This window comes from Corynebacterium jeikeium (assembly GCA_003955985.1).
GTDB lineage: Bacteria > Actinomycetota > Actinomycetes > Mycobacteriales > Mycobacteriaceae > Corynebacterium > Corynebacterium jeikeium_D.
Window position 1 is genome coordinate 2411816 of record CP033784.1, and the last position, 24723, is coordinate 2436538.

Sequence of the window (24723 nt, forward strand, 5' to 3'; positions counted from 1 at the left end):
CTCCGCCCCCCCTCTGGGCCACTTCACGACACAGGCGTCACCTCGTACCAGCTGTGGAGGCGGCATGAGGTGACATAGGTGTCGTGAAGTGGCTGGGCGATTTTGAGTCGGAGCGGATTGAGCGGGAGAAGAGAGAAAGCTATCCGGAAAGACCGTCCAGACAGCCTGCTAGTCCTCCGGAGCAAGCTCGCTTTCAGTAACCCACTTGTGGTTCTTCATGGTCATACCATCATCGTCAATGTCGACCATGTACACCGGCTCCTGGGTGGAGTAGTCAACAGTGCCCTTGGCCCCCTTCATGCCCGCCATATGCTCGGCGTTGATGGTGATCTCGGAGCCGTCGGCAAGCGGTGCTTCGCCTGGGTTCTCCAGCTCCTCATGAACGACCCAGCGGTGGTCCTTCACCGGCTCACTGCCATCGGTCGGGGTGTAGGAAACGGAGTAGGTAGTGGTGTTGAAAACACCAACAACCTTGCCTTCTGCACCCTTCATGCCCGGCATGTGATCGGCGAGAACCTGCACTTCACTGCCGACCGGGAACTTCGCGTTGTCCGCCGCAATCATTCCCTCTGGAGCCGGACCACCATCGGCCGGATGGTCATGGCCGGCCATCGCGTCATCACCATGGTCACCATGACCGCCATGCTCATCGGCATCGTCCATATCATCCATGTCGTCATGCCCCTCAGAGCTGGTGGCCGACACGGAAGAGCTGGTTTCGCTAACAGTGCTGCTTGCCTCAGTACTAGCCGAATCATCGGAGGAGCAACCGGCCAGCACAAGGACGCTGGCGGCACCCGCGGCTACGAGAGCATCTAGTGGTCGAATATTCTTTGCCATGGTTGAGCTCCTTTGTTGTTGATGTCAATCAATCTATGCCCTCACCCTAACAACGCTCCCCCAGCTTCACCAGGGCTTATCGCCCGCGGCGGACGGAAATCGTCCAGCCAGCTTCACCGGTCTGCTCAAAGTTGGTGACCTCGTGGCCATCCTTCGCAGCCCAGCGCGGAATCGCATCCGTGGCCTGGGTGCAGTCGAATGGGATCACCAGCTCCTCGCCGATCTCAATCTTGTTGATCGCGTCCTTGGCCTCGATCAGCGGGAATGGGCACACCGCGCCGACGGTGTCGAGCTCGTAACGCCCATCGCCCAGTGGCTTAAGCTTGCCGTCTTCTTGCTTTACGACGCTCCGGTCGAGCAACGCCACCGGCGCGACCGCAAAGGCACCCGCCAGCGGGGAGGCCTCGGTGCCAGCGGCACCGGCACCTTCGCTACCCGGCAGGGACACAGGAGAAGTAGCAGCCGAAGCGACCGGAGCAGTTGCCGATACCGCCGTGTCGTTGGTGGTGGAAGGGGTGCTCGGGACGTCGCTAAGCGAAGGCGCGGACGGCTTCAGCCAAAGCTTGGCGGCGATAGCGACACCTGCGGCGATGGACGCCAGCGCGAGCCAACCCTGGTAGCTGAACAGCGAAGTCTGGACCATGCCGTTGCCGACGGTGCAGCCGCCGGCCCACGCAGCGCCGACACCCATGAAGATGCCGCCGACGACGGAGCGAGCGCCCTGCGTAGCGTCCGGGACGCGGAGACGGAATTCACCGGAGGCCTTGGCCGCGATGAAGGAACCGACGAGGATGCCGAGGACGAGGAGGACGCCCCAGTCGAAACGCTCGGTGTCACCAGTGACAACGTAGTTAGCGAGGTTGGAGGACGGAGTGGTGATGCCGAGGCCATCGTTGCGGCCGGTAGCTGCGGACAGCGGCCATGCGATAACGCCAAGTACACCGACGATGGCGGCGGTGGCGTACACGTGCCAGGGCTTCTCAGCCAGGATGTGCGCGAGACCGGACTTACGCGGTGCCAGAGTTACCGGGCGCGGGCCGGAGAATTCTTCGCGCAGGAAGCGGACGGCGAAGTATGCCGTGACGGCGCTCAGCGCGATGACCAGTGGCCAAATGCTAATGCCGAGAGAGGCATGAATGCTGGTCAGGCCGACGGTGCGGTCCTTCAGGGAATTCTGCAGGCCGCCCAGGAAGCCAGTCTTCATAGCAGCAGCGGATAGGGCGTAAAAGACCAGTGCGATCCAAGAGCCGATCAGGCCCTCACCGGAGCGGTACCAGGTACCCGAGGCACAGCCACCGGCCAGGACGATACCCAGCCCGAAGATAACGCCACCGACGATAACGGCCACCGGTGCCAGTTCGTTGTATTCGGGAGTAATCACGCCGGCGCTGGTCAGTGCGGCCAGGCCGATGGCGTGGACGGAAATAACAATCAGCAAGGCGACGAAGCCGCGCCAGCTGCGCTGAGTGAAGATATCGCGCAGGAAACCGGTGACGCAGAAACGTCCTCGCTGCATAACAAAGCCGAGCACGGCGCCCAGCGCTAGTCCTGAGATGAGCATGAAAGTAGTTCTCCTAAGTTTTGTGGACAGACCTGTCTATCTGGTGTTTAGGAAACTACTTTATACGCAGAGAAAAGTCCAAGTTTATTGCGTTTTTGCAGGATAACCGCACCCCCACTAGACAGACCGAACCGTATATAACACTGTCGTCCAGGAAGGATTCACCACTCCGAGTTCCACTTTGTGGCAGTGTGGAAAGTTGTGAGTGCAAAAAGTTTCGCGATGACCCCGGTACAGCGATTCCTTGTGCTGCGCTCCATAATCGATCTGCCTTTTACCCGGACATTCGCCATCGACGCGGAGCAGGTCGTCGAAATCTCCGGCGTCGCTCGACTCAGCGAGCTCAACGCCAAAAATGCCGTAATAATCGACAGCTTGCGTTCACTCGCCCACACCAACACACAGGACTTTTACGCCATCGATGATGCCGCCGAGGCGCTGGGCACCGCGCTTCGCATGGCAGTGTCTTCCAGGCAGCTACTGTGGCTCAGCTCGCTTCCCAAAAGCGACGTGGACAAGGTGCGCGCAATCCTCGGTGATGACTTGGTGCACGTGGTGGGCCCAGCACTGGCCGTCGACAAGCTCAACGACGACATCCTGGAGGTTCCCGACGCACTGAAGCGCCGTGGCGAACCGCTTGTTCCCATTGCACTCTCGCCGACTGCGCTAGTGCACGCGTGGGCACATGGCACGCATGAGCAGCAAAAAATGCTGGCGTACCTGCTCGAAGGCACCAACACATTGGTGATGGAGAGCAAAAATCTGCATGCGCTGCGCAAAGTCGGGGCGAACCTCATTGAGCGCAACCTGATCTGGCGGCTGCTCTACAACCCCAAGGTGCTCGCGTATCTGGTGGTGCTGATTTACTCATCTCTGCGCGCGCTACCAGTAGTTTTTGTCCCCGGCTTCCACGGCAATGTCTGGGTGCTCTGGACTATCGACATCATCACGGCAATCCCCTACACCTGGGGAATTGTGGAGATGTTCACCGGCAGCTCATTCTGGCGCCGAATGCTGGGACTGCTGGTCACACTGGTGACTTTTATCTCGCCGTATGTCTATTTCTGGTTCAACGGCCGCGACTATCCCGTGTGGGTCACCGCATTCGTCATCGCCATGATCGTGGGCGCCTTCGCCGTCGAATTCATCCGCTGGCTACGCGACCGCCTCATCCACACAATCCTGCACCAACTGCCCGCCGCTACCGGCCGGTAAACGAGCGACGCACACCACCGACAATCAGCCACGCACCGGCGGCAACGTTGACGGCCACCATCGCATGGCTCACCGTCAGGCTTAACGACGCCGCTTTCGTCACAATTGCGATAAGCAGGCCTGTCGTGACAATCCAGACAAACGTTGCAGCAATGTTGCCCACCTTGCCGCGTTGCACGCGGAACGGGTGCGTGTAGTGCAGCGGTACCAGCGTCATTGTGCTGAAGATAACGATTGCGGCGATACACACTGCCATCGGCGCATTCCACACCCATAGCAGGACTGCCACAATATTCCACGCCGCCGGGAAGCCCACAAAGTAGTAGTCCCCAGACTTGGCGGCTTCGTTGGCATAACAGAACATCGAGGAGACCAACACTACGATGGCCAGGAAAATCGCCAGCGGACGTGGCCCCAGCGGCAGGTACATAACCATGAACGCTGCAGGAATGGCCGTCCACGTGAGGTGGTCGACAATATTGTCCACCACCGCACCGTTAAACCAGGGCACGACTTCCTTGATGTGGTGCTTACGCGCCATGTTGCCATCGACACCGTCGACGACAAGCGCGATACCCAGCCAGAGCCACATCCATTCCGGCTTGCCGTCGAGAAGCGCCACTACCGCCAGCGTTGCCCACACCAAACCGGTCAGCGTGAACCCGTGAACCGCCCAGGCGATAGCATGCTGCCTCCGCGTGAAGGTCTGGGGAGCAGCAGAACTGGCAATGTCAGAGCTAGTAGAAGCGTTCACGGCAGATGTCCTTTAGAGAACAAATTGCGCACAACTGCAAACCTTTATCGCAGTTGTGCGCAGAGTCGATTTTTTTCAATCGGTGAGTATAACGGCTGATGGGTCGTTTTCCCGTATTTTTGCTCGGGCTTGTGCCGAGTTATTTAACGACGATCCTCGAACCAACCGGTAACAGCCGGCGCCGTGTTCTCGTAGACCAGCTTGGCTTCGGTGTACTCTTCCAGGCCGGTCGGGCCCAGCTCGCGGCCAATACCGGACTGGCCGAAGCCACCCCATTCGGCCTGTGGCAGGTAGGGGCCAAAGTCATTAATCCAGACGGTGCCGTGACGCAGCCCGCGGGAAACGCGCTCAGAAACCTCGCGGTTGGATGTCCACACCGCACCGGCCAGGCCATATTCGGTGTCGTTGCCAATCTCGATGGCCTCGTCAACCGTGGTGAAGGTCTCCACCGTCACCACCGGGCCAAAGGCTTCGTCGTGAACGCAGTCCATTTCGCGGGTGACCTGGTCAATCACGGTTGGGAGGTAGAAGTAGCCGTCGGCAAGCGAGGCGGAACCGTCAGCGGTGGCGCCGGTGGCAATCTCGCCGCCAACGCGCACGCGAGCGCCCTGTTCACGGGCCCGATCGACGTATGCCGCGACCTTATCCAGGTGCTGCTTCGAAATCAGCGCACCGGTCTCGGCCTTCTCGTCGAGCGGACCGCCGAGCTGGATGTGTCCGGCGCGCTCGACCAGATCGTCGACAAACTTCTCGGCGATGGACTCCTCCACAATCAAGCGAGCGCCCGCCGAGCACACCTGACCGGAGTGCAGGAACGCAGCATTGAGGGCATTGTCCAAAGCGGCTTCGTAATCGGCGTCGGCGAAGATGATGTTCGGGTTCTTGCCGCCGAGCTCAAGCGCGACCTTCTTCACAGACTTAGCCGCTTCACCAGCAATAATCTTGCCAGTGACAAGACCGCCAGTGAAGGAGACCATGTCCACCTTCGGATGCGAGGACAGCGGTGCGCCCGCTTCGGCACCGGCTCCGGTAATGAGGTTGGCAACGCCTGCCGGAACACCCAGATCATCGATGACGTGCATGAGCAGAATTGCTGTGTGCGGAGTCAGCTCCGCCGGCTTGAGCACAAAGGTATTGCCCGTGGCCAGCGCCGGTGCAACCTTCCATGCGGTCTGCAGCAGTGGGTAGTTCCACGGCGTAATCAGGCCACAGACACCAACAGGTTCACGCACAATACGCGCGACGACGGACGGGTCATCCGCATCCACGAGACGACCGGCATCATTGCCCGCGAGCTTCCCGAAGTACTCAAAGCAGGCAATGATGTCATCCATATCGGCTGCCGCCTCAGGCAGGCGCTTGCCGGTATCCATAGCCTCTGCCCAGGCAAATTCGTCCTTGCGCTGCCTGATGGCAGCTCCGATATCGAGTACCAACTTGCTGCGCTCAGCTGTGCTCCAGGATGCCCAGGAACCTTCTCCGGTACGTCGGAAAGCAGCGTCGGCGGCGGCGATGGCGCGCTCGGTGTCGGTTGCGTCTGCTTCTGCGACCTCGGCGATGAAAGAGCCGTCGGCCGGGCACTCGATGGTGCGAGTATTGCCAGCGGCTGCAGCGGACCAGGTGCCGTTGATAAACAGCGTGGCGGCCCCTTCGTGAGATTTGGCGGTCTCGGTTGCGAGAGCCTTATCAGTAGTGGAAGGCTTAAAGGTCATTTAGGAATCCTCCTTGGCGTAGTCATCAGACCATTCGCGGACAGGTTCGGCATTATCGGACAGATCTGAGGTGCCCGGGAGATCAGACTGCATATGCAGGAACTCCAAGTGCCGTTCGTAGAGGTCGAGGACGTCGGAAATCAGCTGCTCTTGGGTGTAGCCATAGACGTCGTAGCCGAGCGAGCCGGTAAGCGTGAAGACCTCGAGACGGTAGTAGTAAATATCAGCATCACTGTCCAGGTGTACCAGGCCAGCGAAAGACGGCGTCAAGTGTTCAACCGGATAGACCTGGTAGCGGAAGCTCATCTCCTCGCCGAAACCGACCTGCAGGTCAATCTGGTCGATGCCAACTTCTTCTGCTGGTTCACGGTGCAGCGTCACTTCGCCGCCACGATCCCTGATAGCTTCTGCCACCTGTTCAAGCGCGGGCTGTACCACTCGGTCGAGGTAGCGCATGACTGGCTTCTTGCCCGGGAAGGACATGGAGCGGGCAAGTCGCTTACGCCAGTCGCCCTGTTCGCCATCTACGGCGCGGCCCGACATCGCCCCATGGAGGGCTCGACGTGTCGAATCCTGTTGCAGCAGCTCCAGTCGCAGCGACTTAAAGAGGCCATACATCACCAGATAGATGACAAAGGCGAACGGCAGGCCCATCACAATCGTCGCGGACTGCAGTGTCGGAATACCGCCGACGTAGAGCATCGCGATGGTCAGCACACCGACCACGACAGCCCAGAAAATACGGGTCCACTTCTTACCGTCCTGCTGTGTGTCGGTGATCTTCGAAGTGAAGTTACTCATCACCAGTGCTGCCGAGTCAGCCGAGGTGATGTAGAGCAGCAGACCGATCAGGGAGGCGACTGCCGCCACCAACATCGGTGCCGGGTACTGCTCTAGCAGAAGGTAGAAGGCGCGCTCCGGGTAATCCAATGCAGTCTGCCCAAACTCCGAATCGCCACCGATAACCAGGTCCAGAGCCGAGTTACCGAACACCGATACCCACATCAGAACGAAGAGGAATGGAATGGTCAGCGTGCCGACGACAAACTGACGCAGACTACGGCCACGGGAAATGCGAGCCAGGAACAAACCGACGAACGGTGCCCAGGCCACCCACCAAGCCCAGAAGAACAGGGTCCAGGAGTTCAACCATTCCTGCGCTCCGGAGAACGCGTAGGTATCCATAGTCATGGACGGGAACTTCGAGACGTACTCACCGACGTTCATCACCAGTGCGTCAAACAGGAACGCGGTGCGGCCGGTAACCAGGATGTAGAGCATCAAGCAGATGGCCAGGCCAACGTTGAGCTCCGAGAGACGACGAATTCCCTTGTCGACACCGGAAACTGCGGAGGCGATAGCCACCGATACGGCCACGACGATTAGAGCGATCTGCCAGGACGTACTCTCATCCACCCCGAACAGCACACGCAGGCCGTAATTCAGCTGGACGACGCCGATACCCAGCGAGGTTGCGACACCGAAAACGGTACCCAGCATCGCCGCGATTTCGACCGCTTCACCAGCGGGGCCGTGGATGCGCTTGCCGATAATCGGATAGAGCGCCGAACGAATGGTCAGCGGCATGTTCAGGCGATACGCGAAGTAGCCGAATGCCATACCCATCAGGGCGTAGAGTGCCCAACCGGTCACGCCATAGTGGAAGAGCGTGAACACCACTGCCTGACGTGCAGCTTCGATGGTCTCCGCGTCTCCGGTCGGCGGGCCATAAAACTGTGCCACCGGCTCCGCTACCGAGAAGAAGAGCAGGTCAATGCCGATACCCGCCGCAAAGAGCATAGAGGCCCAGGAGAACAGACCAAACTGAGGCTTGGCGTGATCGGGGCCGAGCTTAATCTGTCCCGTTCGCGAGATAGCGACGTAGAGCATGAAGAGCACTGCCACCGTCGCGGTCACGATATAGAACCAGCCGAAGTTCTTCGATACCCAGGCGACAATGCCAGCTAGGGTGTCCGCTGCATTGTCCGGGGCAAAAATAGCCCACAGGGCAATGGCAAGAATGCCAACACCTGAAATAATAAATACAGGCCAGTTGACCTCAGGCTCGGAGGTCACACTCGCTTGCGCTTGTTGTGGAGGGGCCGACTGCGATCGCTGCATTCCTTGCGACGATCCAGATTTTTCCTCCGTTACCTTCTCAGTTGGCGGAGTATCAGACATAGGAAAATCCTTCAGATTCGGGAACTAACCCAGCATACCTAGTTTGAATAATCCCTCAAGTTTAAGAATCGATTCAGAAGAATTCTCCAATACCAACATCAACACCTTCACCTGCATATTTACCCAGTTTTCAAGACGTTTAAGATCATTCCAACTGGAATTGAATACCAATTGTGTGGCATTCTATATAGGTGAAGGGGATTTGAGATACGCCTCCGGCCACTTATTCCAATATCAATATATAGGGCCCGCCTTTAAATATTACTTGGGGCTTATCGGGGCTTATCACAGTCCTTGAAAACCATTCCGATATGCATCGGCAAACAACCTACGGAGGTACACCAGAACATGGGAGCTTTCCCGGCTGTCTTCAACTTCGGTAAAAAGAATGGCAACACCACAGTCGAACACCGCGACGTCGTCATCGTTGGCGCGGGCTCTGCCGGCTCTGTGCTGGCTAACCGGCTGTCCGCAGACCACACTCAGCAGGTGCTCGTACTCGAGGCCGGCCGCATGGACTCCCTCTGGGATCTCTACATTCACATGCCTTCGGCGTTCTCCTTCCCAATCGGTAACAAGTACTACGACTGGAAGTACGAATCCGAGCCGGAACCGGAGATGAACGGTCGCCGCATCTACCACGCCCGCGGCAAGGTCGTCGGCGGCTCCTCCTCCATCAACGGCCAAATTTACCAGCGCGGTAACCCCATGGACTACGACAAGTGGGGCGACACCAAGGGGCTGGAGAACTGGGGCTGGAACCACGTTCTGCCGTACTTCAAGCGCATGGAAAATGCGCTCGGCTCCGACAAGGACGACCCGCGCCGTGGCCACGACGGCCCACTGCGCATGAAGCGCGGTCCGGCCGATTCTCCGCTGTTCAAGGCCTTCTTCAAGTCTGTCCAGCAGGCCGGCTACAACTACACCCCGGACGTCAACGGCTACCGCCAGGAGGGCTTCGGTCCCTTCGACGCGAACATCGACAAGGGCCGTCGCCTCTCCGCTGCCCGCGCATACCTGCACCCAGCCCTGCAGCGTCCAAATCTGGAGCTCCGCACCCGCGCAGAAGCCACCCGCATCCTCTTCGAGGGCACCAAGGCCGTCGGCATCGAGTACACCTGGAAGGGTCGTACACACCAGGTGCGAGCAGACAAGGTCATCCTCTGCGGTGGCGCTTTCAACTCTCCGCAGCTGCTCGAGGTCTCCGGCGTTGGCGATGAGAAGATTCTGAATGCCGCCGGAGTGAACGTCGTCAAGCACCTGCCTGGTGTCGGCGAGAACCTGCAGGACCACCTGGAGGTCTACATTCAGTACAACGCCACCCAGCCGGTGTCTTCACAGCCGTACCTGGAGAAGTGGCGTTGGCCGTTCATTGGCCTGTGGTGGATGCTCACCCACAAGGGCCCGGTGGCGACGTCGCACTTTGAGGGTGGCGGCTTCGCTCGCTCCAACGACAACGAGCCCTACCCGAACCTGATGTTCCACTTCCTGCCGCTGGCCATGCGTTACGACGGCACAAAGATCGATAGCCCGCACGGTTTCCAGTTCCACGTTGGCCCGATGTACTCGGATGCCCGTGGCCATGTCCACATCACCTCCTCGGACATCAAGGTCAAGCCGTCGATTCTGTTCAACTACCTGTCCACTGATCAGGACCGCCGTGAATGGGTCGAGGCTGTCAAGGTCTCCCGTAAGCTGCTGGACACCCCGGCAATGAAGGAGTACACCGACGGCGAGATTTCCCCGGGCGCAGATGTGCAGACCGACGAGGAAATCCTCGAGTGGGTCCGCAAGGATGCCGAGACCGCACTGCACCCATCCTGCACCTGCAAGATGGGACCGGCCTCCGACGAGATGGCCGTGGTCGATCCGGAAACCATGCAGGTTCACGGCACCGAGGGCCTCTACGTGGTTGACGCTTCGGTCATGCCGGGCATCACCAACGGCAATATCTACGCACCGACCATGATGATTGCCGAAAAGGCCGCTGACCTCATCGCCGACAAGACTCCGCTGGCACCGCAGGACATTCCGTTCTACCGCGCCGGCCAGGGCATGCCGCTGGATCCACCGGAGAACAATAAGTAGTTCTTGAGGCGGTAGCGGGTAGCGCGGCGTCTATTGCGCAACGCCGTTCGTCGGCATTGGCCGGGTTCTCCCACATGGGGGAATCCGGCCTTAGTGTTACTCTCGCCCTATGAGCAGCACAACCTCGCAATCACCCGAAAACCTACGACGCTCATCAATCATCTTGGCTCCGATGGCCGGTGGTCCATCCACGCCCGAACTCGTCGCTGCAGTTTCCAATGCTGGTGGGGTTGGCACGCTTGCCGCCGGCTATCTCACTGTTGAAAAGCTCACTGAACAGGCACGGCAGACGTGCGCACTGCTTGACGACGGCAAAGGTTTCGGCATCAACCTCTTCTGCCCCAACACGGCTGACGCCGGTGGCGGAACCTCCGAGGAGGGGCTTGCGCAGTGGACCACGTTTCGCGGCCACTTAGCACCGGCAGCAGACCACTTCGACATCGACTTGCCCGATGCTCCGACCTGGTCAGATGACTACTTCTCGGCGAAAGTCGAGGCAATTCTCGCTGATGATTTTCTGCCCAACCCCGACGCGCTGGAGTTCGTCTCCTTCACCTTTGGCTATCCAGATAAAGAGGTCATTGCTCGGGTAAAGGAATCTGGCCGCAAAGTGGTGCTGAATGCGACCTCAATTGAGGGGGTGCGGGCGGCGGCTGCAGCCGGCGCTGATCGCATTGTTCTGCAGGGATTAGCTGCGGGTGGACACCGCGCATTCGTGAAGGGCAAGGACTCGTCCGACAACATTGGGGCCTCTGTAGAAGAGCTCGCCCAAGCAGTCACCGAGGCGAGTGCAGTTACCGATGCACCCATCATCGCCGCTGGTGGGGTGGGCCACCGAGAGGACGTCGTCAAGCTTTTGGGTGCTGGTGCGACAGCTATACAAGTTGGCACACGGTTCCTCACCACCGCAGAGGCGGGTACGAAGGAGACGCACCGACGGGCATTGCGTGAGCTCACGGAGCGCGACACCGTTTTGACCCACGCCTTTTCCGGCAAGCCCGCGCGGGCAATTGAGAACACGTTTACCCGGGCGTTTTCTAGGGTCGCGCCGGAACTTTATCCGCAATTGCACTACTTGACCACGCCAATCCGTGGTGCCGCGAATCAGGCCGGTGACCCTGAATATCTCAACTTATGGGCGGGTATTGCTTTTTCTCAGTGCGAGAACCAAACTGCGGGCGAGGTTGTTGCGGAGCTTTCCTGCTCAGCCGAGTAATACGAAGCCACCGAAGCTACAAACAGCACAATGACCAGCCACGGGCATATATCGCGGCTGGTCATTTGGCTTTATTTGTGACGATGGATTTTATGCCGACGGCGCAGTTGTGGCGTTAGGCGTCGAGCAGCCAATCGTTCGGGCTGAACAGCTCGAAGTGAATGTTATTGCGATTGACGCCACGCTTGGCAAGCTGATCACGCACGGCCTGCAAGAAGCCATTGCCACCGCAGAGGTAGAACTGCGCCCCCTCCGGCAGGTCAACATCGGTCAAATCCATCAGATCCGGCTCGTACCACACCTGCTGGCGGGCATTGACCAGTGCAGAGACTGCGTTATTGCGTTCTGCGCGCAGTGCGTCGGTGTTCTCGGCGCGGTCCGCGTGGAGGACGACAACATCACGCTTAGAGTCGGCGGCCACCAGGGCATCCAGCATGCCGATCATGGGGGTGGCGCCAATACCTGCGGAAATGAGCACTACCGGGTCATCGGACTTTGTATCCAACACCAGGTCACCTGCAGGCAGAGAAATTTCGATGGCATCGCCCGGCTGCACCTTTTCCCACAGCTGTGTGGAAACTTCGCCAGCCGGCAGGTCCTCGGAGGCATCGACACGACGAACCGCGAAGGTCAGAACACCTTCCTCGCCGCCGACCAGAGAGTATTGCCGTAGCTGGCCGGCGCCGTCCGGCATGGTCTGACGCACAGAGATGTACTGTCCCGGGAGGTAGGAAACGGGGGTTTCGTCGTCAAGCTTGACGGAGAACACTGCGACGTCATCACCGCGCTCTTCACGGGAGACGACGTGAGCGGCGCGGAAGACATCGCCTGCTTCGACACCGAGGTCGTCATAGAGCCCCTTCTCGAAGTTGATGAGAACACGCTCCATCTCCAGGTAGACGGCATCCCACGCATCGCGGACAGCTCCCTGAAAGACCTCTGGGGTGAGGATTTCCTCGATGGCATCGAAGAGGTGCTTGTGTACGATTGGGTACTGCTCCGGCTTGATACCAACGGAGATGTGCTTGTGGCCGATGCGGGAAAGCAGTTCTTCCGGGGCGGGAGCATCTGGGTCGACCAGGGTAGCTGCGAAGGTAGCGACGGATGCCGCCAGCGCCTTCTGCTGAGCACCCTGCTTCTGGTTGCCGCGGTTGAAGGTATCGGCAATGAGCTCCGGGTGAGCAGCGAACATCCGGTTATAGAAGTTCGGCGTGATTTTCTCGATGTTGGCACCGACAACGGGCAGGGTTTGGGTGATGACTTCAGCCTGCTCTGGGGTCAGGCCGTTCTTGTTGACATTCAGGTTTGGCATGACTTCACAATAACACCATATTGCGCATTCCGTTTGCGTATTATCACCCAATGGTGTCCCTAACTACTCTATGCGGTTGAGTTTTACCCGTCTTGAACTGCACAAATGGCAATGTCGAAAACTTCACCAGAAAACTTCGACAGCACCATTTTTAGCTTTTTCAACCCGCGGTCAGGCCTTCAGCTCTGCACCTAAACCGGACGAATATTGAGCTGGGTACTCCCCTGCGGACCGCCTCCCTCGGGGCGATTGGCATCCACACCATTAGCCGATTTGGGCGGAATGAGATCAGCAATCAACACTGGATCCAGTGCGGCAAAGAACGCCTCCTGCGCAGCCGCTAACTTGCCACGCAACAGGCACGTCGGCAGTAATGGGCAGTCAGTGCCGACACAATCGACGACCTCGTTGTTTTCCAAAGTGCGCAGCAGCTTGCCGACGGATTTTTCCGTAGCCGACTCGCGCAGATAGATGCCACCATTGCGCCCCTTGACCGCCTCCAAGAAGCCGAGCTCCACAAGTCGTGAGACAACCTTGGAAACATGCGCGCGAGACGCATTGAGAGACTCCGCCACCTCGGCAGCGGTGTACTTGCGCCCCGACTCCCCCATCGCCATCAAAGTGATGACACGCAGGCTCAAATCAGAGAAAAGCGTTAATTGCATTGCGTGTCACCCTTCATCGTTGTACTGCACAAACCACCCCCTTGCCAGCCACTTCGGGCAACAAGGGGGTGGTTCTATGTTCTAGCTTTTAGCAAGGCTAGCTAGCAAGATCTTAGTCCTGCAGGCTCTTCTCGATACGAGCCTTCAGAGCCTCGAACTCGTCCCAGACTTCCTGCGGAACGCGGTCGCCGAGGAACTTCAGCCACTCCTCGTTGTCCGGCAGGTCACCCTGCCACTTAGCAGCCGGTGCCTTCAGGGCTTCCTTGACATCTTCAAAGTCGATGTCCAGGCCAGTCAGGTCCAGGTCCTCTGCCTTAGCGGTGTGACCAACAACGGTCTCCTTGGCACCAACACGGCCCTCAATGCGGTCGATGATCCACTTGAGAACGCGAGAGTTGTCACCGAAGCCCGGCCACAGGAAGCGGCCGTCTTCGCCACGGCGGAACCAGTTGACCAGGAAGACCTCTGGCATCTTGTCGCCGCCCTTGGCGCCCATGTCGATCCAGTGCTGTAGGTAGTCACCGACGTTGTAGCCAATGAACGGCAGCATTGCCATCGGGTCGTGACGCAGGGAGCCGACCTTGGCCTCAGCGGAAGCAGCGGTCTGGCCGGAAGCCAGGGTTGCACCGATGAAGGTTGCGTGGTTCCAGGACAGTGCCTGGGTTACCAGCGGCACAGTGTCCGGGCGGCGGCCACCGAACAGGATGGCGTCGATCGGGACACCCTGCGGGTCGTCGTACTCCGGTGCGGCGACCGGGCACTGCGAAATCGGGGTGCAGTAACGGGAGTTCGGGTGCGAGGACAGCTCGTCGGAATCCGGAGTCCAGTCATTGCCCTTCCAGTCAATGAGGTGATCCGGCTTGCCTTCCATGCCTTCCCACCAGACGTCACCATCGTCGGTCAGTGCGACGTTGGTGAACAGGGTGTTACCGGCCTCCATGGTCTTCATGGCGTTCGGGTTGGAGGAGTAGTTGGTGCCCGGCGCAACACCGAAGAAGCCGTTCTCCGGGTTAACAGCGTACAGGCGACCGTCCTCACCGAACTTCAGCCATGCAATGTCGTCGCCGACGACCTCGGCCTTCCAGCCCTCGATGGTCGGAGTCAGCATAGCCAGGTTGGTCTTACCACATGCAGACGGGAATGCAGCGGCGATGTGGTAGGCCTTGCCCTCCGGATTAGTGAGCTTCAGGATGAGCATGTGCTCAGCCATCCAGCCCTCTTCCTTGGCCATGACCGAAGCGATACGCAGTGCGTAGCACTTCTTGGCCAGGATGGCGTTTCCGCCGTAGCCGGAACCGTAGGACCAAATCTCCTTGGTCTCCGGGAACTGGGTGATGTACTTCTCATCGTTGCACGGCCATGCAACGTCCTCCTGGCCCTCCTCCAGCGGAGCGCCAACGGAGTGCAGAGCGTGGACGAAGTCTCCGTCCGGGCCAATCTTGTCCAGGGCATCCTGACCCATGCGGGTCATGATTCGCATAGAGAGAACCACGTACTCCGAGTCGGTCAGCTGAACGCCCAGCTTCGGCTCCGGGTCGGTGATCGGACCCATGCAGAACGGAACGACGAACATGGTGCGGCCCTTCATGGAACCGCGGTAGTGCTCGGTCATTTCCTTCTTCAGCTCGACCGGATCCGCCCAGTTGTTGGTCGGGCCAGCGTCCTCTTCCTTTTCAGAAGCGATGAACGTGCGGGACTCCACACGAGCAACGTCCTTCGGGTTAGAGCGGGCAAGGAAAGAGTTCGGGCGCTTTTCCTCATTCAGCTTGATAAGAGTTCCCTTATCAACCAGGTCCTGGGTAAGGCGGTTCCACTCTTCTTCCGAGCCATCAGCAAAGACAACCTTGTCTGGCTGGGTCAGTTCTACGACCTCAGCAATCCAGCGCAGCAGTTCGGCGTTCTCGGTCGGGGCCTGGCCCTCGAGACCAGGAATAGAAGGTGCGGACATCAGTTCTCCTGACTCATTGATTCGCGTCTTAATTTAAGGCTACCGGGGGATACCGAAAGTTGCCGGGCCCCACATCGACAATCGGCTCGTTCCCGCATTTGCAAGCCGTTACATCACAGCTTTACAACAAATAATTTTCCCCGCCCCATTCTTGCGACCTGTTCATTTACGGCCATAACCAGTGAATAAGGCCAGCCTCACCACATAAATCTAAAACCATTAACCCTTTGGGTGCAGTTACCCCCATTTGTAAGCAACCGAGACACGGGTACCCCCGCGCACCGTGGTTCCAAAGTCGTTAGTCCCAGCTGCCCCGAGCGGATTGCTCCCATGAATACGCATCCCACTTCCCCGCGGCTGATGCCGGTTCCACTGCTGCTCCGCCCATCGCGTCAGCAGCCCTCACATCATCACTGCTCCAAGACTCCCAAGTGCCGTCAAAACGGACCGTCGTAACGTGATCCACCGTGCCGTCACCGTCCAGATCTGAATAGATTGACAACCCGGAATCGTCGGCAAGCGTAATTGACCCCTCGTCGTCGCCGAGGTCGTAGAGCTGCCCATCGACCTCCACAACCAGCCCGGCACCACCAACGTCCGCCGACTGCCCATCAATCGGTGTCGCCGCCTCCAAACCACACGGCGTAGCGGGCGAACGCGCCTCCACCCCGCCATCGGACGCGGGTTGATCGGAAAAGTACTGCAGTAAAGAAAACTCATCCATCGTGATATCCCCCTATTTCTCTTCGCTGTCACAGCTATCGTGCAGGCGTTCCGGTGTACTCCGCCAGCTGCTCTATTCGCCATCCCGGACCCCGCGCACCAATGGCTTCGCGCACCGTCATCTCCACGGACTGTGTCCATTTTCGCCGCAGATGGGCAAGGTAATTTGCCCGCCACTGCGAGGTGCGTTGGCGTGCGTTACGACGAATCGTTGCGCTCACCGCCACCACCGCAACACCGAGGCCTATTGCGAGTGCGACCAGCTGCGCCGCAAGCGTCGGCACCCCAATCCACATCAGCAATCCGTGGACGATCCGCACTGCGCCGACCGCCACGCCAAGCGATGCCACCGCCACCAGAGTGTCCATGACATAACTGGGGCGAGCCGGGCTTGCTGGAGCGGGCACTGAAATTTCCACACGAAGGCCCAATTCGTCGCCACACCGCTGTTGCAGCCGCGTCGCTGCGACCTCGGCACGACCCTGAAGTTCCGCCTGATTACCTGCGGGGCCGTCAGCCACTTCCTGGAGTGCATCCCGCACTGCGCTCTCAGCTGCCAACTGCATCTTCCGCTGCAATCGCGCCGCCGCCCCGGCTCCGCGCGATCGCTCCTGTGCCAGCTGAGCTCGCACATTTCGAGCCCGGCGCGCACTCAGTGTTTCCCCCGGGTTTCTGGGCGGACCTTCTGCCAGCAGAACCAGGGTTCTGGCCATCCTCTCGTCCAGCGCTCCCATTGGGATTGTGCTGTCGATTTCCTGACGCCAGGCCTCGGCATACTCACCATTGCCAATCAGGCCAACTGCAACACGGCCGGTGGCTTGGCTAATGGCTGCAACCGTGCTGACGCACTCCCGCGTGGGCTGCACCTCGCTGTCTGCAACATAGAGCACGACGGCGCTGCGTTTATCCACAAACTCCAGGCGACGTGGCGGAGTCGCAGTATCAACAATCTGCGAGAAGTCCGCGCGGTCCGCTGCGTCCCCGGCTTTGGTGACAAGAAGCGGTGGCTGCTCCGGCCCCTCGGCCGAGACCGGGAGTGGCTCAACTACGTCCGGTGCTGCCATAACAGCTCCTCCAGGCTGTCTCTAGCCGCGGGAAAGGCCGCCGCAATCTCAGTCAACTGCACTGCGAGTAGCCCGTCATCATTGCGTGATCCGCCTTTCGCCCCGTGGCGTTCAGCAATCTTCCGCAACGCGGAGCTGAACAAAAAGGTGTGTTCAGCTGTCTCGTTTGTGGTGATGTCGCAATACTCGTCGGCAAGCGAATGGCGAATCGGTTGTTGCTCGATGACCAGCGCGACAGGGACGGACAGCTTGTCGGCCAGCTCCGCGTGACATTGCGAAAATGCCTCGCGCACAGCGGTTTCGCGCACGCCCCTGCGCAATCGCGCGCAGATTATCGATGGCCGTTTCTCACGCTCAAGCGCCTTGGCGACGCACACCTCCGCACCGCTCGTGTGTGTGGTGTCCGAGTGCGCGACCTGCCGTGCTGACAGCCAGTCCACCACAGCGGCGCGCAACGACGATGTAGATCCTGTTGACGGCTGTGTTGTTTCCGTGACGTCACTTGCGGAAATAAGGTCCATTCGGCCTAGTCCCCTCCCATAAATCCCCTGCGCAGTTTAGTTAAAAACCTGCGTAACCCCCATACGGCCCGTAGGCCAGAATCCGCGCCCTGAAACACTGCGCTAGGCAGACCCCAAGCACGGCTTCAACCAACGAATAAGCGCGGCTTCGCGTTCAGCCTACAGCGGACCGCGGATTCGGCAAGTCGACAAAACAACTTGTCCCGCCATGCCGCCAGTTCGGGACGACGCGGCATCGTCAACCGAAGTGAAACCGCCAGGACAACAACAAAAATCCTAGGGGCAATGATTGGATAGTTGGCCGATGTCGTGGACAATAGGGAACGTGACTACTTCTGATTTTTCTGAAAATATCGAACAGCCTGCGGTTTCGCAGGAATCTGAACCATTGCCAACTCGCGGAGACGAGCAGGCGGAACAGCCGCATGAGCGCCAGCCGAAGAAGGGCGAATTGCCTGCAGGTCGTCCGGAAAAGACCCAATTCGACGACGGTCTTGACTACCCGCGCATCGGCAATCTGTCCTTCCGCCGCGGCACTTTGACCCCCAACCAGGAAAAAATCTGGGAAGACAACTGGGACACTTACGGCAAGGTCCTCTCCGACGAAGTCATTGACGTGGAGGAATGGTTTGGCCGCAAGGGCCCGACCATCGTCGAGATTGGCTGCGGCACCGGCACGTCCACCGTGGCTATGGCTCCGCAAGAACCGGACCACAACATCATCGCAGTTGAGCTTTACCGCCCTGGCCTCGCGAAACTGCTCTCTGCCACCGTGCGCAATGAGGTGTCGAACATCCGCATGGTCCGCGGCGACGGCGTCGAGGTTTTGCAGCGCATGATCGAGCCGGAGTCGCTGGCCGGCGTGCGCCTGTTCTTCCCGGACCCGTGGCCGAAGGCACGCCACCACAAGCGCCGCATTGTGCAGTCCGGCACGTTGCGCCTGATCTCTTCGCGTCTGAAGCCCGGCGGCATTTTCCACGCCGCCACCGACCACGCGGACTACGCGGAATGGATTGAGGAACTCCGCGAGGTCGAGCCGACGCTCGAGCCCATCGCCTGGCCGTGGCCGGAATCCCCCATGCTTCTCGACCGACCGACGACCAAGTTCGAAGCCCGCGGCCTGAACCTCGACCACGACATCCACGAGTTCATCTGGCGCAAGAAAGAGGCATAGGAACATGAGCACTACCCAGAACACCTCTGCCAGCTACAACACCACCGAGACGCACCCCACCGCACTGCTCGTATGGGACGCCCCGAACTTGGACATGGGGCTCGGCGCTATCCTTGGCTCCCGCCCGACCGCCGCGCACCGCCCGCGCTTCGACGCCGTGGGTAAATGGCTTATCGACGAAGCCGAGCGCGTATCCAAGAAAATCGGCTCCGATGTCCTCCCCGAAGCCACGGTCTTCACCAACGTCAACCCGGGCTCTGCGGAGATTGTCCGCCCCTGGGTCGAGGCCCTGCGCAATGTCGGTTTCGCGGTCTTCGCAAAGCCGAAGATCGAAGAGGACACCGACGTTGACCCCGACATGATTGCGCACATCCAACGGCGTTACGACGAGGGCGTGTTGCGCAGCGTCGTCGTTGCGTCCGCCGATGGCCAGAACTTCCAGGAGCTGCTGGAAAAGCTCGCCTCCGAAGGGATTCCGGTAACCGTCATCGGTTTTCACGAGCATGCTTCCTGGGCGCTGACCTCCGATGCGATTCGCTTCGTTGACCTGGAGGAAATCAAGGGCGTCTTCCGCGAGCCGCTACCGCGTATCGACCTCGACCGCCTGCCAGATGGCGGTGCGTGGCTGCAGCCGTTCCGTCCGCTCACGTCGTTGCTCAAGGAGCGCGACGGTAAGAACGACGACTAGGGAGACCACCGCGGCGACGTCTAGGGAGACGAACAGGAAGACGAACAGGCTTCTTATTTATGTCACGACTTAAAAAAGTCCTCAAAACCGGCAATTCGAGCTGGCTACGATCGATAATCCTCGTGGCCCTCGTGATTGCCGGTATCGTCCTGACGGTAAGAAACTGGGACAGCGTCGTCCAGGGGCTCCAAATCCTTGCGGATGTCGATGCTAAGTGGCTGTTCATCGCCATTTTTTCCGTGGCTTTTTCGCTCTACGCGATGGCGGAAGTGATGCGTCTGCTGTTGCGAGCTGGAGGCGTAAAAGCAGCCACTCGCCGTAGCACCAATGCGCTAACCCTCGCATCCAACGCGTGGGCGGTCACCGTTCCCGGTGGTGCCGCATTCTCCACGGCGCTGCAGATTAAGCGCATGATGCAGTGGGGCGCATCCGCGGTCCTTGTCAGCTGGTTCGTGCTTTTTTCGGGCGCGTTGTCGTTTTTAGGTCTGGCATTTCTGGGGCTTGGCAGCCTCTTCTTCGTCGGACAGGGTGGCACGACCGCAGTGCTCATCGCTATGGCAATTGCGGTTTTACTAGCCACCATTTTGCTGTGGCGGATTTCGCAGAACCCGGCTTTTCTCAACAAGACAGGCGCGTGGTGTCTGCGTGTCTTTAACAAGATTCGAAAGAAGCCCGCGGACACCGATGTCGACCGACTTGAAGAGTCCGTCAAACAGCTGACCAGCGTGAAGTTGCCCGTGCAAACTTTGGCTCTTTCCTTCACCTGGTCCTTTATCAACTGGGTCGCGGAAATTGTCTGTCTCTACGCCGCCATCCGTGCCGTTGGTGTCGATGACATCTCCGCTACGAAGGTGCTGCTGGCTTTCGTAACCGGCAAGCTCGCAGGTTTCATCCAGGCCACACCGGGCGGCATCGGCACTGTCGAGGCCGCTTTGACCGCGGCTCTCATCGCAGGCGGCACCACCGGCGCCGAGGCCTTTGCAGCGGTGCTGGTCTACCGCATCGTTTCCTTCGTCCTGGTGGCAATTGTGGGCTGGATTATCTACGCCCTCGGCTTCGACCACAAGGATCAGCCCGAGCATCAGCCAGTCGCTGACCGCTAATGGCTTCCTCGCCGCTGGTCGCTGGTCACCCACCAATCTGAGGGGTCGCTAGACTAAGAAGCATGAACACACGCGTATCGACGTTCTTGATTGACATCCTCGCCATCTTTATTTTCGCCGTGTTGGCACGTCTGGCTCACAACACTCCCGAGGATCCTTTTACCTTCATCAATATCCTCGATACCTGGTGGCCGTTCGCATTCGGTGTCCTCCTGGGCACCGCGCTGATTAAGAACGAGCCGAACCCGCGTGCAGTGAGTTCAGGCGCAATTGTGTGGCTCGGCACTGTCGTCGTCGGCCTAGCTGTGTGGGCCACCCGCAATTCGGCAGTCCCGCACTGGTCCTTCATTCTGGTTGCCTCAGTCATGAGCGCCTTGCTGCTGCTGGGTTGGCGAGCAGCGTCGAATGCGGTTGCTCGTAAGTCTCTGGACTAAGCCTTCGGACCCGTCCCTAACCCTTCGGTTTAGTTCACTGACTAAATCTGGTTTTTAATTTTTGCACTCCGCCTCGATAATTGAAGAATGGACAAATCTTCAGACGAGGCTCTCGGCAATCAACCAACTGCTGAGACCCAACGAACTCATAACCCCGCAGGGTCCAGCGAAGACCGCACCTTCATGGGCCAACCGTGGGGTCTCGCCAATCTCTTCGGCATCGAAATGTGGGAGCGCTTCAGCTTCTACGGCATGCAGGCCATCCTGGCTTTCTACATGTACTACGAGACCACTCAGGGCGGTCTCGGCCTGGACAAGGGTGCTGCTACCTCTATCGTCGGTGCTTACGGCGGTCTTGTCTACATGGCCGCACTCGTTGCCTCTCTGGTTGCTGACCGTATCCTTGGCTCGGAGCGGACACTGTTCTACTCCGCCATCCTGGTCATGTTTGGCCACATCTCCTTGGCATTCATCCCCGGCGTGATTGGCCTGGCTATTGGCCTTGTCTCCATCGCAATCGGCTCCGGCGGCGTGAAGACCAACGCACAGGTCGTGCTGGGTCAGCTCTACGCAAAGGACGACCCGCGTCGTGACGCCGGCTTCTCCATCTTCTACATGGGCGTCAATATCGGTGCCCTGTTCGGCCCACTGCTCACCGGCTGGATCTGGGGAATGAAGGGCTTCCACTGGGGCTTCGGCCTGGCCGCTATCGGTATGGCTGCCGGTCTGATTCAGTACATCCTGATGCGCAAGTCCACCATCGCCGAGGCTGGCCATGAGATTCCGAACCCGCTGCCGAAGAAGCAGTACCCGGTATGGATTGGCATCGCAGTGGTCATCACTGTTGTCTCGGTTACGCTGGTTTCCACCGGAATTGTTCCGGTCACGACTCTTTCCACTGTGGTCACAGTGATTGCACTGATCGCCGCTGTGGTGCTGTGGTGGCAGATGTACTCCTCGCCACTTACGACGAAATCGGAGAAGACTCGCCTGGTCGGCTTCATCCCGATGTTCGTCTCAGGCGTGCTGTTCTTCGGTATCTTCCAGCAGCAGTTCACGGTGCTGGCCATCTACTCGGACATCCGCCTCGACCGCGAGATCTTCGGTTGGGAAATGTCCCCGGCCTGGATTAACTCGATCAACCCGATCTTCATCATCGCCTTCTCGATGGTCTTTGCAGCCGCCTGGTCCAAGCTTGGTGACCGCCAGTGGTCCACCCCAGTGAAGTTCGGTGTCGCCAACATCATCATCGGTATCTCGCTGTTCTTCTTCATCCCATTCTCCGGTGGCGGTGAGAACTCCACTCCGCTGTATGCGATTATCTGGATTCTCTTCCTGTTCACCATGGGTGAGCTCATGCTGAGCCCGGTCGGCAACGCCCTTGCTACCAAGGTCGCTCCGGCAGCATTCCCGTCGCGCATGATGGCCGTCTGGCTGATGGCAGTCGCTATGGGTACTTCACTGGCAGGCACCCTGGCCGGCTTCTACAACTATGAGGATGCCGCTGCTGAGAACACCTTCTTCATCACCCTGGGTATCGCCTCGGTTGTCCTGGGCTTGATTCTGCTCGCCCTGCGCAAGTGGATTGTCAAGGAGTTCGTCGACGTCCGATAGGGCCGTAGGGCCGGATCCGTAAGGCTGGCCCCCGCTCTGGCACAGCCCACGCCCACGCCCACGCCCCTCCCCCTCCTCCCCACTTCACGACACCTATGTCACCTCATGCCGCCTCCACAGATGGCACGAGGTGACATAGGTGTCGTGAAGTGTTTTTTGGGTGGCTCTGAACATGCTTCGCCACAAACTCGCCACCAGCACAACCGCCATCCACAGATTTTCCCCACCTCCCCACCGGCTAAAATTGAGGCCATGTTTGCCATCATTACCGTCACCGGCGAGGATCACACCGGCATCATCGCCGCCGTCACCACTGCTCTGGCGGAGCAGGACGTCAACATCGTCGATGTTTCCCAGACCCTCATGGATAAATGGTTCACCATGATCCTGCGGGTGGAGTTCAACGAGAAGGCCACCCCCATCAGCACGCTGCAGGGTTACATGGATTCCGTCGGCAAGCGGGAGGGGCTTGTCATTCGAATCCAGTCTGAGGCGCTATTCAACGCCGTCAACGAGATTTAAAGGGCGCGACCAGGATGGATTTCAACTTCGCGCAATCTAAGTTCCTCGACACTATTGACATGATCGAGAAGTACCGTCTGGATATCCGGACGGTCACCATGGGCATTTCCCTGCTCGAGTGCTCTCGCTCTGAAATGGAAGCCACCGCACAGGCGGTGTATGACCGCGTAACCAGGCAGGCCGCTCGCCTCGTGGAGGTCTGCGAGGGTATCGAGGCGGAGCTGGGCATTCCGATCGTCAATAAGCGCATCTCCGTCACACCAGTTTCCCTCATCACGGCCGGTTGCGAAGGCGACCCCACCGTGGTGGCCAAGGCACTGGACCGCGCCGCCCGCGATTCTGGCGTGAACTTCCTCGGCGGCTACTCGGCGCTCGTCGAAAAGGGCGCGACGACCAGCGAGAAGCGGCTCATCGACTCCATTCCCCACGCTCTTAGCGAGACCGAATTGGTGTGCAGCTCGGTCAACGTAGCGTCGTCACGCGCGGGCATCAACATGGATGCAGTGCGCCGCATGGGCGAAGTGGTGAAGGAAGCTGCGGCGCAGACCGCCGACCGCAGCTCGATTGCCTGCGCAAAACTGGTGGTTTTCGCCAATGCGGTGGGCGACAACCCCTTCATGGCCGGCGCGTTCCACGGCGTCGGGGAGCCCGATTGTGTCGTATCCGTCGGCGTTTCGGGTCCGGGGGTGGTCGATCGCGCGCTCGGCGATCTACAGGGCGCCAGCTTCAACGAAGTCGCCGAGGAGATTAAGAAGGCGGCGTTCAAGATCACGCGCACGGGTCAGCTGGTCGGCACGATGGCGTCGGAGCGCCTGGGCGTGCCTTTTGGCATCGTGGATCTCTCGCTCGCGCCGACCGCTGAGATGGGTGACTCCGTCGCTCACATCCTCGAACACATGGGATTGGAGCAGGTCGGCACGCACGGCACCACTGCCGCGCTCGCGCTGCTTAACGACGCCGTCAAGAAAGGCGGCCTGATGGCTTGTTCACGCGTCGGTGGACTGTCCGGGTCGTTCATCCCGGTCTCTGAGGACAAGGGCATGATTGATGCTGTCCGTGCGGGATCGATCAGCATGGACAAGCTGGAGGCGATGACCTCTATTTGTTCGGTGGGCTTCGACATGATTGCAATTCCTGGTGACACGCCTGCGACCACGATTTCCGGCATGATTGCCGACGAGGCCGCCATCGGTGTGATGAACCACAAAACCACCGCCGCCCGCCTCATTCCGGTGCCGGGTACCAAGCCGGGCGATGAGGTGAACTTCGGTGGTCTGCTCGGCTACGCGCCGGTCATTGATGTCAATGCCAAGGGCAATGCCGAGTTCATTGCCCGTGGCGGCTACATCCCCGCCCCGGTGCACGGGTTCAGGAACTAGCGGCTTCGG

Annotated in this window: 20 protein-coding genes and 1 pseudogene; 10 read left to right on the forward strand and 11 right to left on the reverse strand. The window is 59.4% G+C overall.

Annotated features, from left to right (window positions below):
- Positions 1-168 precede the first annotated feature (168 nt).
- Both EGX79_10630 and EGX79_10635 read right to left on the reverse strand, forming a co-directional pair.
- Positions 169-828 (reverse strand): DUF1541 domain-containing protein, encoded by a 660-nt coding sequence (locus tag EGX79_10630; GenBank protein AYX82807.1) that lies wholly within the window; start codon positions 826-828, stop codon positions 169-171.
- Between the two features lie 88 nt (positions 829-916).
- Complete coding sequence (locus tag EGX79_10635; GenBank protein ID AYX82590.1) at positions 917-2401, reverse strand: hypothetical protein; 1485 nt, start codon at positions 2399-2401, stop codon at positions 917-919.
- Positions 2402-2650: 249 nt separating this feature from the next.
- On the opposite strand from EGX79_10635, the gene EGX79_10640 reads away from it, so the two are divergent.
- Positions 2651-3616 carry a hypothetical protein gene (locus EGX79_10640; protein ID AYX82808.1) on the forward strand — a complete coding sequence of 322 codons (966 nt, stop codon included), beginning with the start codon at positions 2651-2653 and terminating at the stop codon, positions 3614-3616.
- Here EGX79_10640 and EGX79_10645 read toward each other — a convergent pair.
- The 3 genes and pseudogenes from EGX79_10645 to EGX79_10655 all read right to left on the reverse strand — a co-directional run bounded on the left by EGX79_10645 (position 3603) and on the right by EGX79_10655 (position 8263).
- Positions 3603-4325: pseudogene (locus EGX79_10645) on the reverse strand (phosphatidylcholine synthase). The gene EGX79_10640 and the pseudogene EGX79_10645 overlap by 14 nt on opposite strands.
- 188 nt (positions 4326-4513) lie before the next feature.
- Positions 4514-6082 carry an aldehyde dehydrogenase family protein gene (locus EGX79_10650; GenBank protein ID AYX82591.1) on the reverse strand — a complete coding sequence of 523 codons (1569 nt, stop codon included), beginning with the start codon at positions 6080-6082 and terminating at the stop codon, positions 4514-4516.
- Positions 6083-8263 (reverse strand): BCCT family transporter, encoded by a 2181-nt coding sequence (locus EGX79_10655; protein ID AYX82592.1) that lies wholly within the window; start codon positions 8261-8263, stop codon positions 6083-6085.
- Positions 8264-8611: 348 nt separating this feature from the next.
- Here EGX79_10655 and betA point away from each other — a divergent pair, with 348 nt between their 5' ends.
- Together betA and EGX79_10665 are read left to right on the forward strand one after the other, a co-directional pair.
- Positions 8612-10351, forward strand: coding sequence for a choline dehydrogenase (gene betA, locus EGX79_10660; protein AYX82593.1), 1740 nt, complete (start codon positions 8612-8614; stop codon positions 10349-10351).
- Positions 10352-10460: 109 nt separating this feature from the next.
- The gene (locus EGX79_10665; GenBank protein ID AYX82594.1) at positions 10461-11567 is read left to right on the forward strand and encodes a 2-nitropropane dioxygenase; all 1107 of its coding nucleotides are present in this window, start codon (positions 10461-10463) and stop codon (positions 11565-11567) included.
- A gap of 115 nt (positions 11568-11682) precedes the next feature.
- On the opposite strand, the gene EGX79_10670 is transcribed toward EGX79_10665, so the two are convergent.
- The 6 genes from EGX79_10670 to EGX79_10695 form a co-directional block, all read right to left on the reverse strand.
- Complete coding sequence (locus tag EGX79_10670; GenBank protein AYX82595.1) at positions 11683-12879, reverse strand: hemin transporter; 1197 nt, start codon at positions 12877-12879, stop codon at positions 11683-11685.
- 191 nt (positions 12880-13070) lie between these two features.
- On the reverse strand, positions 13071-13544 hold the full coding sequence (locus EGX79_10675) for a transcriptional regulator, BadM/Rrf2 family protein (protein AYX82596.1): 474 nt from the start codon (positions 13542-13544) through the stop codon (positions 13071-13073).
- A gap of 112 nt (positions 13545-13656) precedes the next feature.
- Positions 13657-15492, reverse strand: a complete 1836-nt coding sequence (locus tag EGX79_10680) for a phosphoenolpyruvate carboxykinase (GTP) (protein AYX82597.1) — start codon at positions 15490-15492, stop codon at positions 13657-13659.
- A gap of 298 nt (positions 15493-15790) precedes the next feature.
- Positions 15791-16216 (reverse strand): hypothetical protein, encoded by a 426-nt coding sequence (locus EGX79_10685; protein ID AYX82598.1) that lies wholly within the window; start codon positions 16214-16216, stop codon positions 15791-15793.
- Between the two features lie 34 nt (positions 16217-16250).
- Positions 16251-17279, reverse strand: a complete 1029-nt coding sequence (locus tag EGX79_10690) for a hypothetical protein (GenBank protein AYX82599.1) — start codon at positions 17277-17279, stop codon at positions 16251-16253.
- Entirely contained in the window at positions 17261-17800 is a 540-nt protein-coding gene (locus tag EGX79_10695) for a hypothetical protein (protein ID AYX82600.1), read from the reverse strand. Before EGX79_10695 ends, EGX79_10690 begins: the two co-directional genes overlap by 19 nt.
- Before the next feature lie 388 nt (positions 17801-18188).
- On the opposite strand from EGX79_10695, the gene trmB reads away from it, so the two are divergent.
- The 7 genes from trmB (at position 18189) to EGX79_10730 (ending at position 24714) form a co-directional block, all read left to right on the forward strand.
- The gene (gene trmB / locus EGX79_10700) at positions 18189-18974 is read left to right on the forward strand and encodes a tRNA (guanosine(46)-N7)-methyltransferase TrmB (protein AYX82809.1); all 786 of its coding nucleotides are present in this window, start codon (positions 18189-18191) and stop codon (positions 18972-18974) included.
- Between the two features lie 4 nt (positions 18975-18978).
- Positions 18979-19662, forward strand: a complete 684-nt coding sequence (locus EGX79_10705; GenBank protein AYX82601.1) for an NYN domain-containing protein — start codon at positions 18979-18981, stop codon at positions 19660-19662.
- A 131-nt stretch (positions 19663-19793) separates the two neighbouring features.
- Entirely contained in the window at positions 19794-20765 is a 972-nt protein-coding gene (locus tag EGX79_10710) for a UPF0104 family protein (protein AYX82810.1), read from the forward strand.
- 62 nt (positions 20766-20827) lie between these two features.
- Positions 20828-21199 carry a DUF3054 domain-containing protein gene (locus EGX79_10715; GenBank protein ID AYX82602.1) on the forward strand — a complete coding sequence of 124 codons (372 nt, stop codon included), beginning with the start codon at positions 20828-20830 and terminating at the stop codon, positions 21197-21199.
- A gap of 87 nt (positions 21200-21286) precedes the next feature.
- Positions 21287-22813, forward strand: a complete 1527-nt coding sequence (locus tag EGX79_10720) for a peptide MFS transporter (GenBank protein AYX82603.1) — start codon at positions 21287-21289, stop codon at positions 22811-22813.
- A 252-nt stretch (positions 22814-23065) separates the two neighbouring features.
- The gene (locus EGX79_10725; protein ID AYX82811.1) at positions 23066-23335 is read left to right on the forward strand and encodes an ACT domain-containing protein; all 270 of its coding nucleotides are present in this window, start codon (positions 23066-23068) and stop codon (positions 23333-23335) included.
- A gap of 14 nt (positions 23336-23349) precedes the next feature.
- A complete protein-coding gene (locus EGX79_10730; GenBank protein AYX82604.1) occupies positions 23350-24714 on the forward strand; it encodes a PFL family protein in 1365 nt (454 codons plus the stop codon).
- Positions 24715-24723: the final 9 nt, after the last annotated feature.

Coding starts and splice junctions, on each gene's coding strand:
- EGX79_10655 (AYX82592.1), bottom strand. CDS start 8,263: ATGTCTGATACTCCGCCAACTGAGAAGGTAACGGAGGAAAAATCTGGA.
- betA (AYX82593.1), top strand. CDS start 8,612: ATGGGAGCTTTCCCGGCTGTCTTCAACTTCGGTAAAAAGAATGGCAAC.
- EGX79_10715 (AYX82602.1), top strand. CDS start 20,828: ATGAACACACGCGTATCGACGTTCTTGATTGACATCCTCGCCATCTTT.
- EGX79_10695 (AYX82600.1), bottom strand. CDS start 17,800: ATGGACCTTATTTCCGCAAGTGACGTCACGGAAACAACACAGCCGTCA.
- EGX79_10705 (AYX82601.1), top strand. CDS start 18,979: ATGAGCACTACCCAGAACACCTCTGCCAGCTACAACACCACCGAGACG.
- EGX79_10650 (AYX82591.1), bottom strand. CDS start 6,082: ATGACCTTTAAGCCTTCCACTACTGATAAGGCTCTCGCAACCGAGACC.
- EGX79_10675 (AYX82596.1), bottom strand. CDS start 13,544: ATGCAATTAACGCTTTTCTCTGATTTGAGCCTGCGTGTCATCACTTTG.
- EGX79_10725 (AYX82811.1), top strand. CDS start 23,066: ATGTTTGCCATCATTACCGTCACCGGCGAGGATCACACCGGCATCATC.
- EGX79_10665 (AYX82594.1), top strand. CDS start 10,461: ATGAGCAGCACAACCTCGCAATCACCCGAAAACCTACGACGCTCATCA.
- EGX79_10635 (AYX82590.1), bottom strand. CDS start 2,401: ATGCTCATCTCAGGACTAGCGCTGGGCGCCGTGCTCGGCTTTGTTATG.
- EGX79_10680 (AYX82597.1), bottom strand. CDS start 15,492: ATGTCCGCACCTTCTATTCCTGGTCTCGAGGGCCAGGCCCCGACCGAG.
- EGX79_10690 (AYX82599.1), bottom strand. CDS start 17,279: ATGGCAGCACCGGACGTAGTTGAGCCACTCCCGGTCTCGGCCGAGGGG.
- EGX79_10685 (AYX82598.1), bottom strand. CDS start 16,216: ATGGATGAGTTTTCTTTACTGCAGTACTTTTCCGATCAACCCGCGTCC.
- EGX79_10720 (AYX82603.1), top strand. CDS start 21,287: ATGGACAAATCTTCAGACGAGGCTCTCGGCAATCAACCAACTGCTGAG.
- EGX79_10730 (AYX82604.1), top strand. CDS start 23,350: ATGGATTTCAACTTCGCGCAATCTAAGTTCCTCGACACTATTGACATG.
- EGX79_10670 (AYX82595.1), bottom strand. CDS start 12,879: ATGCCAAACCTGAATGTCAACAAGAACGGCCTGACCCCAGAGCAGGCT.